This is a genomic window from Desulfosudis oleivorans Hxd3 (assembly GCF_000018405.1).
Taxonomy (GTDB): domain Bacteria; phylum Desulfobacterota; class Desulfobacteria; order Desulfobacterales; family Desulfosudaceae; genus Desulfosudis; species Desulfosudis oleivorans.
The window spans coordinates 493,895-507,814 of the sequence record NC_009943.1 but is presented as its reverse complement, the minus strand read 5'-3'; the positions used below and the strand labels follow the sequence as shown (position 1 = coordinate 507,814).

Annotated in this window: 12 protein-coding genes and 1 other RNA gene; 8 read left to right on the top strand and 5 right to left on the bottom strand. The window is 55.9% G+C overall.

What is annotated here, in order from left to right:
- Positions 1–181: 181 nt before the first annotated feature.
- The 5 genes from DOLE_RS02220 (at position 182) to ssrA (ending at position 3,986) form a co-directional block, all read left to right on the top strand.
- The gene (locus DOLE_RS02220; protein WP_012173868.1) at positions 182–1,255 is read left to right on the top strand and encodes a deoxyguanosinetriphosphate triphosphohydrolase; all 1,074 of its coding nucleotides are present in this window, start codon (positions 182–184) and stop codon (positions 1,253–1,255) included.
- Positions 1,248–1,859, top strand: coding sequence for a hypothetical protein (locus tag DOLE_RS02215; RefSeq protein WP_012173867.1), 612 nt, complete (start codon positions 1,248–1,250; stop codon positions 1,857–1,859). The genes DOLE_RS02220 and DOLE_RS02215 overlap by 8 nt, the downstream gene beginning before the upstream one ends.
- Positions 1,856–2,638: a YkgJ family cysteine cluster protein gene (locus DOLE_RS02210; protein ID WP_012173866.1), complete on the top strand. Its 783-nt coding sequence runs from the start codon at positions 1,856–1,858 to the stop codon at positions 2,636–2,638. The genes DOLE_RS02215 and DOLE_RS02210 overlap by 4 nt, the downstream gene beginning before the upstream one ends.
- A 3-nt stretch (positions 2,639–2,641) precedes the next feature.
- Positions 2,642–3,592 (top strand): Lcl C-terminal domain-containing protein, encoded by a 951-nt coding sequence (locus DOLE_RS02205; protein WP_012173865.1) that lies wholly within the window; start codon positions 2,642–2,644, stop codon positions 3,590–3,592.
- A gap of 45 nt (positions 3,593–3,637) precedes the next feature.
- Positions 3,638–3,986: a transfer-messenger RNA gene (gene ssrA, locus DOLE_RS17810) on the top strand.
- A gap of 368 nt (positions 3,987–4,354) precedes the next feature.
- Here ssrA and DOLE_RS18535 read toward each other — a convergent pair.
- Entirely contained in the window at positions 4,355–5,380 is a 1,026-nt protein-coding gene (locus tag DOLE_RS18535; RefSeq protein WP_012173864.1) for a hypothetical protein, read from the bottom strand.
- Between the two features lie 17 nt (positions 5,381–5,397).
- On the opposite strand from DOLE_RS18535, the gene pglZ reads away from it, so the two are divergent.
- From pglZ to DOLE_RS02185, 3 genes are read left to right on the top strand one after another with little or no spacing between them, the layout of a single operon-like run.
- Positions 5,398–7,062 (top strand): BREX-3 system phosphatase PglZ, encoded by a 1,665-nt coding sequence (pglZ, locus tag DOLE_RS02195; protein ID WP_012173863.1) that lies wholly within the window; start codon positions 5,398–5,400, stop codon positions 7,060–7,062.
- Entirely contained in the window at positions 7,059–7,862 is an 804-nt protein-coding gene (locus DOLE_RS02190) for a hypothetical protein (protein WP_012173862.1), read from the top strand. The genes pglZ and DOLE_RS02190 overlap by 4 nt, the downstream gene beginning before the upstream one ends.
- The gene (locus tag DOLE_RS02185; RefSeq protein ID WP_012173861.1) at positions 7,859–9,718 is read left to right on the top strand and encodes a DEAD/DEAH box helicase; all 1,860 of its coding nucleotides are present in this window, start codon (positions 7,859–7,861) and stop codon (positions 9,716–9,718) included. The genes DOLE_RS02190 and DOLE_RS02185 overlap by 4 nt, the downstream gene beginning before the upstream one ends.
- 276 nt (positions 9,719–9,994) lie before the next feature.
- Here DOLE_RS02185 and DOLE_RS02175 read toward each other — a convergent pair whose 3' ends face one another.
- From DOLE_RS02175 to DOLE_RS02155, 4 genes are all read right to left on the bottom strand, one after another.
- A complete protein-coding gene (locus DOLE_RS02175; RefSeq protein WP_012173860.1) occupies positions 9,995–11,578 on the bottom strand; it encodes a multicopper oxidase family protein in 1,584 nt (527 codons plus the stop codon).
- A gap of 18 nt (positions 11,579–11,596) precedes the next feature.
- Positions 11,597–11,962: an SHOCT domain-containing protein gene (locus DOLE_RS18475; RefSeq protein ID WP_012173859.1), complete on the bottom strand. Its 366-nt coding sequence runs from the start codon at positions 11,960–11,962 to the stop codon at positions 11,597–11,599.
- Between the two features lie 436 nt (positions 11,963–12,398).
- Entirely contained in the window at positions 12,399–12,872 is a 474-nt protein-coding gene (locus DOLE_RS02160; RefSeq protein ID WP_012173858.1) for a periplasmic heavy metal sensor, read from the bottom strand.
- Between the two features lie 310 nt (positions 12,873–13,182).
- Positions 13,183–13,914 (bottom strand): ZIP family metal transporter, encoded by a 732-nt coding sequence (locus DOLE_RS02155; RefSeq protein ID WP_041280303.1) that lies wholly within the window; start codon positions 13,912–13,914, stop codon positions 13,183–13,185.
- Positions 13,915–13,920 lie beyond the last annotated feature (6 nt).

The following is a 13,920-nucleotide window of genomic DNA, read 5'->3' as shown; positions in this document are numbered from 1 at the left end:
GGCCGGGCGATGACGTTAGAAAAGCGTCATTACACGGCTTGACCGCGTTTCCCCGGCCCCTTGACCCCTTGAATCCTTGAACCCTTCTCAAATTAATCTTTACATTCTCTCTACCCTGTGGAAAAAATGAAAATTCAAAAATCAGCGGCACAGACAGGGCCGGCGGTACGGAGAAAAAAGAATGTCGATTCGTTCAGATTTTGAAGAGCGGGAAAAAACCTTTATATCTCCTTATGGATGCCTGAGTTCCAACCTTCGGGGCCGGGACCACGAGGAGCCGGAGGGCGCCATCCGCACCGAGTTCCAGCTGGACCGGGAGCGGATTGTTTATTCTAACGCTTTTCGGCGGTTGAAGCACAAAACCCAGGTGTTTCTGTCGCCCCTGGGAGACCAGTACCGCACCCGGCTGACCCACACCCTGGAGGTGGCCCAGATATCCCGCACCCTGGCCCGGGCCATGCGGCTCAACGAAGACCTGGCCGAGGCCGTGGCCCTGGGCCACGACCTGGGCCACACGCCCTTTGGCCACAGCGGGGAGACCGTGCTGCGAAAGATATCTCCCGCCGGTTTCGCCCACAACGAACAGAGCCTGCGGGTGGTGGAGAAGCTGGAAAACAACGGTAAAGGCTTGAACCTCACCTTTGAAGTGCGGGACGGTATTCTCAAGCACTCCAAGGGATACGGCAACATTCTGGACGACGACCCCAGCGAGATGGCAATCACCGTGGAAGGCCGCATCGTGCGGGTGGCCGACATCATGGCCTACCTGAACCACGACCTGGACGACGCCCTGCGGTGCAATGTGATCGAGCGATCTCACATTCCGGAAAAATGCGTGAAGGTGCTGGGCAAAAACCACTCTGAACGGGCCACCACCATGATCCGGGACGTGGTCTACTCCAGCAGCTCCGAAGACGGCCTGCTGCGGCTGCGCATCAGCGACCCGGTGTTTGAGGCCATGACCGAACTGCGCCATTTTCTGTACGACCATGTGTACCGATCTCCCAAGGTGCATGCCGAGTTTGAAAAGGCCAACCGCATTCTCACCGAGCTGTACGAGTTTTTCTACAAGCATACCGACATGCTGGAGGCTGAACTTAAAAAAATGGAGATGGGCAACTGCATGGACACGGACGACACCGACCGGGTGGTGTGCGACTTTATCGCCAGCATCACCGACGAATACGCCCTGGCCCTCTACTCCAAGCTTTTTTTCCCCACACCCATTATCTATCCGGGGCCGATGCATGTCTGAATCCGATAAATTACAGCCCTTTTTTGACCGGCTGGCCGACCTTTACGCCCGCATGGACGCGGCCTACAACGCCACGGCCGGCCGCTACGGGTTTGACTGCGCAGACTGCGCGGACAACTGCTGCTACACGGTTTTTTATAATCACACCAGCATTGAATACTTTTATCTCATGGAAGGGCTGGCCCGCCTTTCCGAAGAAAAACGGCGGGCCGTTGTGGCAAAAGCCCTTGACGCGCGGAACCAGGTGGACGCGGCAAAGGCTGCCGGGCAAAAGCCCCGCGTGCTCTGCCCGCTCAATGAAAACGGCCTGTGCGCCATGCACGGCCACCGGCTGATGATCTGCCGGCTTCACGGCATTCCTTACGAAATTCACTATCCGGGCCGGACCCCATTTAAGGGCAGCGGGTGCGAGGTGTTTGAAACCCGGTGCACCGGTACAGCCTATCTTCCCTTTGACCGGACCCCGTTTTACAGCGAGCTGGCCCAACTGGAGCAGGCGGTGCGCCAGGCCACAGGCCGGAACGAAAAAGTAAAGATGACCATTGCCCAGATGCTTTCCACCGACCTGCCCGCTGACCTGTCCCACGCCGGAGGCGCCCGATGAAACCCGTGGCCCCGGACCGGATCGACGCCCTGCCCGGAAAGCGGCTCTCCGAATCCGACACCTTCAATTTTGCCTGCCATGACGGCCTTGCCTGTTTTAATCAGTGCTGCCGCAACCTCAACCTCTTTCTCTACCCCTATGACGTGCTGCGGCTGAAAAAGGCTTTAAACATCACGGCCGGCGACTTTATCGAACGTTACGTGGATGTGGTGATGCGGCCGGACAACTTTTTTCCGGATGTGCTGCTCTCCATGGCCGACAATGCGGAAAAGACCTGCCCGTTTCTTACGGATACCGGGTGCGCGGTGTACGAAGACCGCTCCTACTCCTGCCGCCTCTTTCCCATGGAGCAGGGCGTGATCATGCCCGACGGCGAGGCCAAACCGGAGATTCTCTATTTGTTCAGGCCCCCGGAGTTCTGCCTGGGCCGCCACGAAGACCGGCCCCTGTCCCCGGCCCAGTGGATCGCCGACCAGCAGGCCGAAACCTACGTGCGCATGACCCGGCTCTGGGCCGAGGTCAAGGCCCTGTTTTCCGCCGACCCCTGGGGCGCGGCCGGCCCTTACGGCCCTGCGGCAAAAATGGCCTTTATGGCCGCTTACAACATGGACGCCTTTCGGGACTTTGTCTTTAACAGCGGGTTTCTCAAACGCTACAAGGTCAAATCCGCGACCCTGCAGAAGCTGCGGGCCAGCGACACCGAGCTGATGCTTTTCGGGTTTGACTGGATCAAGCTCTTTGTCTGGGGCATCAAAAGCGACCGGATTCGGTTAAAGTAGACTATGGCGCGATTCATTCTTCAGAATGACCTTGTCGTTTCAGACACGGCCACCGGCCTGGCCTGGACAAAAGACGCGGCCCTGTCCGAATTTCCCCTGACCTGGCAGGAGGCCCTGGATTTTGTGGCCGACCTGAACCGCGCCGCGTACGGGGGCCACACCGACTGGAAGCTGCCCAACCGGCGCGAGCTGTTCAGCCTGGCCAGCCACGACACCATCAACCCCAGCCTGCCTGTCGGCCATTTTTTTGAAAACGTGTTTCATGGCTACTACTGGACCGCCACCACCTGCCACCGCCTGCCGGACCAGGCCTGGTACGTGCATATGGGCGGGGCCCGGGTGTTCAAGGGAATGAAACACGGCTCCTACATGGTGTGGCCGGTGCGCCTGCCGCCGGAGACACCGGGCCGCCTGCTGGCCACCGGCCAGCAGCGCTGTTACACCCGATCCGGAAAGGTGACAGACTGCGACGGCACCGGACAGGACGGCGCTTTTGGTTCCGGCCGCACCGCACTCCCCCGGTTTACCGACCAGGGCGACACCTTTTATGATACCCTGACCCGGCTGTCCTGGCTCAAACCTTCCCTCTGCCCGGCCGCGCTTTCGGACTGGCCCTCCACCTTTGATGCTGTGGAGCAGATGAACCGGGACCACGCCTTTGGCCGAAGCGACTGGCGCGTGCCCCACATCATCGAGATGGAAAGCCTGGTTCACATGGACCGGCACTCCCCGGCAGTGGCCACAGATGACCAAAGGGAAAGGGTCCAGCCCTTCTACTGGTCGGCCACCACCAGCGCCTACAACCCGGATTACGCATGGGTCCTCTATTTCAACGACGGGGCCGTGGGCGTGGGGTTTAAACCCCTGGCCGAGTTTTTTCTCTGGCCGGTGGCCGGCACACCGCAAGCCCCTCCGGTTCCGGGCCTTGCCGGCCCCGGGCCGGACATACATTGACAAACCGGCAATAAGCGCTTATTATAGCCCTATAAACTGTTCTTTGGGGGCGAAACGGCTTCGACGGGGATAAAGATGCTCAGGTTGCATGTCGAGTTCCGCCATCTCGTAAAACGGCGGGCCTAAACATAATCGCAGACGATTATAACTACGCAGTAGCCGCTTAAGGGCTACTCGTTCTTCGGTTTCTTTCTCGCGGATTCCGACAGAACGTCATTTTAGCGGGATAGCGAACCTTTGATGCCTGTAGAAGGAACGCGAAATTTACAGACTATCCATGTAACTCTTTTGCCTGAACAGTGGTTACATGGAGAAATTCAAAGTTCAGGATAAGCATGTAGACGCCTGTGTTGAATGTTTCCGGACGCGGGTTCAACTCCCGCCGCCTCCACCATTTGAAAAAAGACAACCCGTCTCTCCGGGACCACTCTCGGGGGCGACGGGTTTTCTATTTCCCCTTGTTTTCAAAGGGTTTGGGCGGTTTTCACATCGACGTCAGACCCCTCTCCACCCGCCTCATTTCCACCATTCTCCAGCCTTTCATTCTCTGTTTGCCCCCGAATTCTCTGTTTTCTCAGGACGAGGTCAGAAGCTCGTCCGGTTGGGCAATCCTTTTTATTTCAAGGATTTGAGCCGACCGACCTGTTTTGGGAGTTATGGAAACACGGCCTGTGGTGCGGAAAAACACCCGAATTTTCGAACCAAAAGTCCCTCGCAGGATTTGAGAAATGGGATTAATGTGGATTTCCCGGCAGGGAATGCTCAATAATTTTCATCACCTTCGGGCAGGATTCGAAAGCGGCAGCGATAACACTTTTCGCCCTTGACCCACTCGATGGGGTCCTCTTGGAGCCGGAAAAATTCCCGTAAGCACTTGGACAGTTCCTGCTTCTGCTTCTTCAATTTATTATTTGCAGCCTGGTTGCTCCAATCGATTTCGCCCCTGGAGGCAGCAAACGCTTCCAGGAGTTTCCACTGTACGGTGCGGTCACCATTCTTCTTGCTGTACATGCCCATTTGGTAGTAGGTGTACCTCCCGCTTTGGCCACCGGCCCAAATCGTAACCGTGTGTCCATTCCTGAACTGGATTTTGATGTCAGACCATCTTATCCCGTCAGGCGTCGGAAAATGCACCATGCCACCGGAACCAGGCTCCGGAACATCCTCGTGAAACGCGGCAAACAGCTCGTCGGGAGTTCGCCGTACTTGAAGGTCGCTCTGCTCGTCGAACGGCATCTCTTCTTCAAGTGCCAGGAAGACGGCCTTGCGTTGGGCCAGCATCTGTTCGACTGGAGGGGATAACCGTCGCCGGGTCGGGGTCAGGAGCACAAAGGGATCGGCATGTAGCAGGCAAAGATTTTTCACGATCTCAAGCAGTTCGTCCTGGTTTTCCTGTTGAGTCAAGAATACTGGAAAAACCAATCCAGCCGTGGGCACAAAATCACCCAACCGCCATGTGCGCCGGCAACCGTCAACCTTGCTTTCCCGGTGCGTGATTCCCAACGCCGAACAGATATCCTTGTGCAGGGATGCTCGCTTCACCGAATAGATGAGAGTGTCCTGCTGCTTGAGCGGATACGGTTTCTCTTCCTGCTCCGGGCAGACCGCCACGATGTCATTGGGAGCGTGCGTTACAACATTGCGCGGGCATCCCAGACCGCAATCGGTTCGGCACTCCACGGCCGTGGCCTGACTTTTGGTCAGTTGAAGGTGGCGTTTCCGGAAAACCGAAAATCCCGGCCACCCGTCAAGATGCTGTTGCCACTCGACCAGGGGAGCTATTCCCAAACCTGAGTTATCCCATTGTGACCGCCTTGGATCGTGGCGATCTGGATGCGCTCTACGAAGCCCAGAAGCGGCACGCCCCTGGAGTGCTGGGCGACAACGCTACAAAGGAATTCGTCCTGCGACATGTTTTTGAGATTGCCCCGGAACTCATCCGCAAACCGTCCGATTTACTGCGGGCGCTGCTGCGCCGCCACTATCGGGAGCAGCGCATCCCAGCTTTGCTTGATGAGCGCTTTGTTCAGGTGCTACGCCAACAGGGCGATTTTGAAGAGTGGCCCCTCGAAACAATTATCCCAGATCGGGAAGCCTTTTTCGCTTTCCTCCAGGAACGCTGGCCCGTTTTTCTAAATCAGTCGGCGATCCAGGATGCCACCGGAGTTCGCGAGGATGAGAAGCCCTACGGCTTTGAATATCCCGGCCCTTCGGATTTGCCCTTCGACCATGACGACATCCGTGTCTACATTGACAACCTGTTTGTCGAAGGATTGCTTGAAGCGGTTCCCCATGATTGGGCTGAGTCACTCTCCAAGACCTGGCTCGCCATTGGCATCCGAACTGATCAGCAGGCGGACCGGGCGAGGCGCGTGGAGGGACTACTCGATAACTTGTCGGCCGATATTCCTAATGAGGACACACGACACGACGACTGGTTCCACTTTGCCAAAACCTGGGCGGAGCTGGTGGCTCTGGCGCTGGATTCGAATGCGGTGCTGCCGGAGCCGGCGCGTCAGAAGATGGAGGCGCTTCAAGCTCAGATAGATGCCGTACTCGTACCGTGGCTGACAAAACGCTACGCAGGATTGGTCAACCTGCCCCCGGCTCCACCGGTCATGCTCCACCATATTCCCCGTTTCCTCTCCCGACACATCAACGACGCCAAGCAACACAAGGCTGCGTTCGTCCTGGTCGATGGTCTTGCGATGGATCAGTGGATCGTCATCCGAAAGGAAATCGCCAGGCAGCGAGCCAATTACCGCTTTCGTGAGAACGCGGTGTTCGCCTGGATACCGACCATCACTTCTGTTTCGCGCCAGGCGGCCTTTGCAGGAAAGCCACCGATCTATTTTCCGAACAGCATCCACACCACCGACAAAGAACCGGCCCTATGGACGCAATTTTGGGTGGACCAGGGGCTGACAAAGCAGGAAGTCGCATATGCCAAGGGGCTGGGGAACGGCACCTTGGAAAATGTGGAGGAGATTGTTGCTCGGCCCAAGATGCGGGTGGTCGGTCTGGTTGTCGACAAAGTGGACAAGATCATGCACGGCATGGAGCTTGGCGCTGCAGGGATGCACAACCAGGTTCGCCAGTGGGCCGCAGGACCGTTCTTGGCGCAACTGTTCGACTTGCTTCTGGAGAATGGATTCCGTGTCTACCTGTCGTCGGATCACGGCAATATCGAGGCGTCTGGTTGCGGGCGGCCCGTTGAAGGAGCCGTGGCGGATCTGCGCGGAGAACGCGCTCGGATTTATCCCGATTCCTTACTACGAGGTCAGGTTAAGGAACGATTCCCAAACGCTCTGGAGTGGCCGCCTATCGGGCTGCCGGAGGAATATCTACCCCTGCTTGCTCCGGCTCGATCGGCGTTTGTCCGGAAGGCCGAAAGCCTTGTCGGGCATGGCGGCGCTTCTCTTGAAGAGCTCATCGTCCCTCTTGTTCAAATCGAGAGGAGGGACACATGAACGGACGGAAGGCACAGATCGGCTTCAGCCAGCGCATCAGGCTCGAATGGTTCGAGCAGACGGCCAATCTGACACTGGCCGGGAACGACAAGGCCACAATCAATGACTCGCTCCAAGATCTGCTGCAGGACAAGGTGTCGGTCGGTGGAAAGTCCGTCAGGGGCAATCGGGAAAAGGTTATCACCATTCTCTTGAAGACCTGGCTTACCGTGCCCCGTGAATTGGAAAAGTTGCGGGACGAGGGTCTGGAGATACTCCAAGAACTTCCACGCAAAGACCGAATCGCTGTTCACTGGGGCATGACACTGGCTGCTTATCCCTTTTGGGGTGCAGTTGCCGCTCACACCGGCAGGCTCTTGCGGCTTCAGGGAACAGCCGCTGCAGCACATGTTCAACGGCGGGTGAAAGAGGATTACGGAGAAAGAGAAACCGCATCACGGTCCACCCGGCGCGTGCTTCGATCATTCATCGATTGGGGCGTTTTGAAAGAGACGGGCGACAAAGGCGTCTATGGTCAAGGGAATCAGTATCCGGTTGAAGACCCCAGGCTCATTGCCTGGATGGTGGAGGCATCACTCCGTGCAAGGATGAACGGGTCGGCAGCCATAAAGGACCTGCTCGACAGCCCGAGCATCTTTCCCTTCCGATTAGCCCATATCTCAGCCGAACATGTGGCATCGCTCTCGCCTCGTCTGAATATCCTGCGGCACGGTCTGGATGACGACCTTGTGATGTTGCGTGAAGATCATCGCAAAGAACCCAAAAGAAGAAAGCTCGGGGACTCGGGGAGTAGCTTATGACGAATGAGGAAATAGCACGTTTCTTTAATGACACCCAGGCGTATATCCAGGGTAATGCCGACCTGCGTGATCCCCAGGTTGAGGGGTGGTTCCGTACGCGCCAGCACTTTAGGAACAGCTCAGAGCACGCCATTCTCCAGATTCCAGTGGGTTGCGGAAAAACGGGGCTCATGGCGCTGCTTCCCTTCGGTATCGCCCAGGGTCGTGTCTTGGTGATCGCTCCGAACCTTGAGATACGCCGGGGCATCTCCACGGCCTTCGACATTGCCGGGCGGGACTGCTTCTGGACCTACACACGTGTCCTCACTGACGTAAATCATGGTCCATATACCGCCGTCCTGGACGGTCAGGATGCAAATATTCATGACTGTGAGAATTCCCATATCGTTGTAACCAACATCCAGCAACTGGCGAGTCGGGCTGATCGATGGCTGCCTGCTTTCCCGGATGATTTTTTTGACCTTATCATGGTTGACGAGGGTCACCACAATGTGGCCAGAAGCTGGGAGCGCGTGTTTGAGCGGTTCCCCAACGCCAAGGTCGTGAGTCTAACCGCCACGCCCTTTAGGGGCGACGGTCGCGAGATTGCAGGTGAGGTGGTCTACGCTTACCCCTTCCGCACAGCCATGGTGCGTGGGTATATCAAGCAGATCACTGCGGTGAACGTTGCTCCGCAGGAAATATCCTTCACCTATCGGGGGGATTCCAGGCATCACACGCTTGATGAGGTCCTTCAGCTGCGGGACGAGGAATGGTTCAGCCGGGGTGTGGCCCTGGCCCCGGAATGCAACCGGTCCATCGTGGACGCCAGCATTCAATGGCTTCAGCACCTTCGGGAGTCTGGAACCTTCCATCAATTGATTGCGGTAGCCTGCTCGGTGGACCATTCCCGCCAAGTCCGCTCGCTCTATGCAGAGCGCGGCTTGAACGCGCGTGAAATCCACAGCAACATGCCGGCGGACCAGATCGAGGAGGTGCTCCAAGATTTGCGGCGAAGCCGGATCGATTGCATCGTCCAGGTCCGGATGCTTGGGGAGGGATTCGACCATCCCAATCTGAGTGTAGCGGCGATCTTTCAACCATTCCGGTCTCTATCGCCCTATGTCCAGTTCATCGGTCGGGTCATGCGGGTAATCCACCAAAACAACCCACAGCACCCCGACAACCGGGGAATAGCGGTCTCACACGTGGGATTGAACATCGACCGACATTGGGACGACTTCAGGCGTATCGACCGAGAAGACCAAGAACTAATCCAAGGCTGGCTTGAATCCGGCGATGAGCGCCCACCTGCGGATGAACCTGGCCGGAGACGACGTCTCACTCCGGATATGGTGGTCCAGGATGAAATCATCAGTCATTTCATCGAACAGGCTTACCTGGACCCCATGGATGATGCTGTCATTGACGACCTGGTAGAGGAATTCCGGAGACGGGGTCTTGATCCGGAAGCTCTCGGATTGTCCCGAGACAACCTCCGTCAGCGCCTCATCCAGGCCAGAACCAGGGAAAGCATGGAGCCTCGCGAGATTCCGGTGACTCCCCAGCGTCGCCGCCAGGAAGCCCGTCGAAGGCTCAACGAACGCTCCCGGGCCCTGGCGAGCCGAATCGTGAGCGCAATCGGTGCATCCATCAATGGCCGTAACATCGCTTTGACCTATCCCGAACTACGAAGTGTCAACAACTACGCCGCCGTTGTGCAGATTGTGAATCGCGCCGTCAATGAGCGACTGGAGGCCGATGTTGGAACCCGCGGCGAAATCCCTTTGGAGAGACTTGAGGAGGTTCTGGAGCAGATTGACCAGATCGGCGATGAGGTCCAAGCCGACATCCAGGAGCGCCTTTCAAGGAGATGACTTATGCCCAAGCTGAAACGCCTTCTCGTATCCGCTTGCTTCGAAACCGCCCAGCGACGGCGGCAGTGCTCCCGTAACAAGGGACACGTGATATGCAAAGGCGACAAGTGCTTGGTGATCAAGGAAAACATGGCGAAGAACAATTACTGTATGGAATGCGCAGCCCTCATCCTGCGAAAGGCCCAGGAAGAGCTCAACCAGCTATTGTGGGATCTGAGGTTTCTCGGTCAGGATGGAAACCAACGAAGGACGTGAACGACCTCACACAAACTGTTACTACTCCCTCACAAAATAATTCCGCATCATCCCCATATCCTCATGTTCCAGGTTGTGGCAATGGTACAGAAACATTCCCGGATAATCGTCAAAATCAACCAATATTTTGATCCGCTCACCGGGCATCAGCAAAACCGTGTCTTTCCATCCTTCATCCACATAGCCTTCATGTGCAACGCCGCTGCGTTCAATAACGCGGAACTGCTTGCCATGCAGGTGAATGGGATGGGGCATGTTCATCATATTCATCATACCACCCCCGGTGTTGTTGAATTCCCAAATCTCCGTTGAGCCCAGTTGGACAATCTCGTCGTCTGCCACCTCCTCCATTTGAAACACCCGCCCGTTGATCGTCCATTGCATATGCCGCATCGTGAGATAGAACTGCCGTGGACGAAAAAAATTCGCTGCGTCATCAGGTCGGACAGGCCCGATCTCGGAAAGTGTGTCCGGGAGACGGTAATCTGTTTTCACAGGCTGGGCCACCTTAACCTTAAACACGGAAAAAGCCACACCATTTGGAAGGTTTAGATTTTGGCCCGTTCGTCCGCCCATCATCATGCCGCGGCCCATTCGCCCCCCACCCATGCCACCGACATCGAAGGGAAGGCTCAAAAGGGATGTCGTATACCCGACCGGATTGTCGCTGAAATCGGCCCAGATCTCCAACCGTTCTCCCGGGCTTAAAAACACATACCTTCTGAAGACCGGCCTTTCCAGCAATCCACCGTCCGTACCAATAATGGTCAGCGGCCGGCCGTCTTCCCACGCCAACTTATAAATACGAGAATTGGAGCCATTCAGCAGGCGTAACCGATAGGCAGCGGTCGATACGGGGAGCGTGAAATCCGGCAGCCCGTTAACCATTATCATATCGCCCAAAAAACCGGTCATCCGCTCCATTCTGTGGCCCGACATGTACACCAGCTGATTGCCTGAATCGAATGTTCGGTCCTGAATCACCAGTGGAACATCATATTCGCCATCGGGCAAGCCAACAGCTTGCTCTTCCTCGTCGGACACGAGAAATAGGCCTGCCAGACCACGATACACCTGTGGGCCGGTTCTGCCGTGTGGGTGTGGATGATACCAATAGGTACCGGCTCTGTTCTTGACTTCGAACTCATACAAGTAGGATTGCCCCTGCGGAACGACATAGCGCGGGTGTCCGTCCATAATCGCGGGCACATGCAGGCCATGCCAATGCACAATAGACTCTTCAGGGATGGCGTTTCTGAAGCGAATCCGTATCTTTTCACCCTGATGGACTTTAATGATCGGGCCAAGATAGCTGCGGGGTATTTCAGCAATTCGAGTACGGTCGCCTTTGTGCACCGTCGCATGGTAGCGCCAAATCAAAGTGGGATCGCCCGGCAAAACGGGGACCTCGCCGGGGCGGGCGGAAAGGGTGATGTCGAGGTCGGGGATGAATTCTGTATCAGGAGTTTGTCCGGCTGCGAAACCATCGAATCCAGGCCAGAGCCCGGCTGCCATCAATCCAAGGGTTCCATAGCCGGCCAGCTTTAAAAAATGCCTTCTGGAATGCCTGCTATCGAATCCCAGGTCTGTGTTTCTGTTTCTCATAGTCGGTCTCCTGTAGGGCTATCTAAGGATCTCTTTTTTCATGGACTCAAATTCATCGTGGGTGATTTCTCCTTTGGCATAGCGTTCCTTTAAAATATCCATTGCCTGAGAACCTGTGCCGACACCGGATGAGCCTCTGCTGCCCGTGTTTTGAACCAGCCAGCGAATCAGAAAAACGATTCCGACGATGACTAAAACCCAAAAAAGTAACATGAATATCATACCGAACCACCCCATTCCCCAGTCGCCCATCATCCATCGCCCCATGTGCCAGTTTCGGTACCCGCCGGATTGGGCGAATGCGGGACTTAACATAAAATTGTTCAGACTCCATATCGCGAGAAGCCCCATCAACACTTTGTTATAAACATATTTAATGATCATAGCTTTCTCCTCGATGATTATTCATATTGAGGCGAATAAACTCGATCACCACCCACAGTATCCGCCTCGGCCGTCCCCGTAGCCAGCAGGTCTGTGTCGGTGGTAGCCACTACCGTCGGGGCCGTACATAGCCCCGTGGGAGCCACTATTGCGGTAATCATCGCCGCTTCCAGCACCATGATAATTATTGTAACCATGCCGGTATGGCCCATGGCCGATTCCGCAGCCAGCCAGCACCGTTAGTGCAAGACCCACAATTGCGACAAGCATGATTGGCCTTATCGCCGTTTTCAAAAAATTCCTTTTCATCAGCTCACCTTTCTATCGATTCTATCGCGTCGTCCTTTGATGCAGTCACCTACGGATTCCCTGTTGGTTTCGTGCATGACAGGGCGGCGTTTACCGCCCTGTCATACCCTTTTCGTTGCGTCTTGGCTTACCACCCACAATATCCGCCACCGCGGGGGCCGTAACCCATCATCGAACCATATCCTCCTCTATAGCCGCGGTTGTAGTTGGGTGCTGATTTGCGGGCCTGGATATCATACTCCAATCGTTTTTGATCAAGATCGCTTTGCAGCTTGGAAATTTCGCCCTGAAGCTTTGATGCCTTGGCGGTGTCCGGATTTTCTTTAGCCAGTTCGCTTTGCAGAGCCAGATTCTTCTCATACAGCTGTTGCCTGGTATTTTCCGTCGCCCGGAAGAATTCTGCGCGCTGCTGTTCCAGTTTCGCGATTTCATCTGCGGAAAGATTTCCGTAATAGCCACTTCCCTGCTGCCAGCCCGGTCCCATCATACCCGGTCCCATCATGTGGCCGTATCCATCGCCCCAACCGGCAAACGCGAGGGTCGAGAATCCAAACACGGCCAATACGGCCAGCGTCATAATCCCTTTGGTATTTCGTTTCATTTTGTACCTCCATTATGTAATGTGTTGCAATCTGTTGTTCCCGATCAAAAAAGCGGCCGCTTTCCGAAAACCATATGGCTTTGTCTTAGGAGTAAAGCAAACATGATGCCAATACTCTGCCATGCGGGTCTGAAAAGAATATATATAGCTGTAATTACTTATCTTTATAAAATATTAAGCATACGACAGGATAGATCGTGTGAAGGTGGGCGGGAAGGAGTGTGGTTCAATAATACCCACATTAGTCCATCCTGAATTGCATTGTGGGGTCAAAATGGACAGCTCATGGGGAAGCGGGACCTCTATCTATTCAAAGCGATCCCGAGATGACCAGGAAAATCGTGAAGCCCGCAAGAAGACTGAGAGCGGACCAAGGGCTATCTTCGGCACTCTCATGGGCCTCGCGCATCATATCCTCCATGGCGGCAAGCATGTACAAGCCGGCCACAAAGACCAGACCGGCCATCTTCAACACTTCACTCCGCCCTCGAAACGCGAAGTACGCAAGAGCAGCGGCGCCTATGACCGGCAAGAGAAACGAGGCGGAAATGAGCAGCCGTTTGACCCGTCCCACGCCCTTATCCCGAAAGTTGGCAATCGTAGCGAAACCTTCGGGAATATCCGCCAATACCTGGCCCAAGGCCAGAATGAGCGCCATTTGGCTCGATACTGCTGATCCTGTGCCGATGAGCAGTCCATCACCGACAAGATCGGTTGCCACCGCCAGATAGACCATCCATGCCCCAGCCCCTGCTCCGGCTTGTTTGCCCTCCTGCCATCGTTTGACACCGGATTCTATGAGCAGGTAAGTGCCGCCACCTCCCATGAAAGCCAGGGCGAGCAACCAGGCCGGCGCGCCGGCAAGTGCAGCCGGCATTACTTCGACCGCAACGACTGCGAGGATAATTCCGGTGGCGGCATGCAGGGCGTGATTGAGCATTTTTTTCGACGGCCGCAGCCACTCGGCGAGCACGCCACCACCAAAATTTCCCAGCGCCGGAAGCGTCGCTAAGCCCAGGACCGTTAAGAATTGGCTTTCCATTAGGAA

What these genes read in the sequence shown, in the direction of transcription:
- DOLE_RS02215 (WP_012173867.1), top strand. Translation starts at nt 1,248, where the DNA reads ATGTCTGAATCCGATAAATTACAGCCCTTTTTTGACCGGCTGGCCGAC.
- DOLE_RS02160 (WP_012173858.1), bottom strand. Translation starts at nt 12,872, where the DNA reads ATGAAACGAAATACCAAAGGGATTATGACGCTGGCCGTATTGGCCGTG.
- DOLE_RS02155 (WP_041280303.1), bottom strand. Translation starts at nt 13,914, where the DNA reads ATGGAAAGCCAATTCTTAACGGTCCTGGGCTTAGCGACGCTTCCGGCG.
- DOLE_RS18475 (WP_012173859.1), bottom strand. Translation starts at nt 11,962, where the DNA reads ATGATCATTAAATATGTTTATAACAAAGTGTTGATGGGGCTTCTCGCG.
- DOLE_RS02220 (WP_012173868.1), top strand. Translation starts at nt 182, where the DNA reads ATGTCGATTCGTTCAGATTTTGAAGAGCGGGAAAAAACCTTTATATCT.
- DOLE_RS02190 (WP_012173862.1), top strand. Translation starts at nt 7,059, where the DNA reads ATGAACGGACGGAAGGCACAGATCGGCTTCAGCCAGCGCATCAGGCTC.
- DOLE_RS02185 (WP_012173861.1), top strand. Translation starts at nt 7,859, where the DNA reads ATGACGAATGAGGAAATAGCACGTTTCTTTAATGACACCCAGGCGTAT.
- DOLE_RS02210 (WP_012173866.1), top strand. Translation starts at nt 1,856, where the DNA reads ATGAAACCCGTGGCCCCGGACCGGATCGACGCCCTGCCCGGAAAGCGG.
- DOLE_RS02175 (WP_012173860.1), bottom strand. Translation starts at nt 11,578, where the DNA reads ATGAGAAACAGAAACACAGACCTGGGATTCGATAGCAGGCATTCCAGA.
- DOLE_RS02205 (WP_012173865.1), top strand. Translation starts at nt 2,642, where the DNA reads ATGGCGCGATTCATTCTTCAGAATGACCTTGTCGTTTCAGACACGGCC.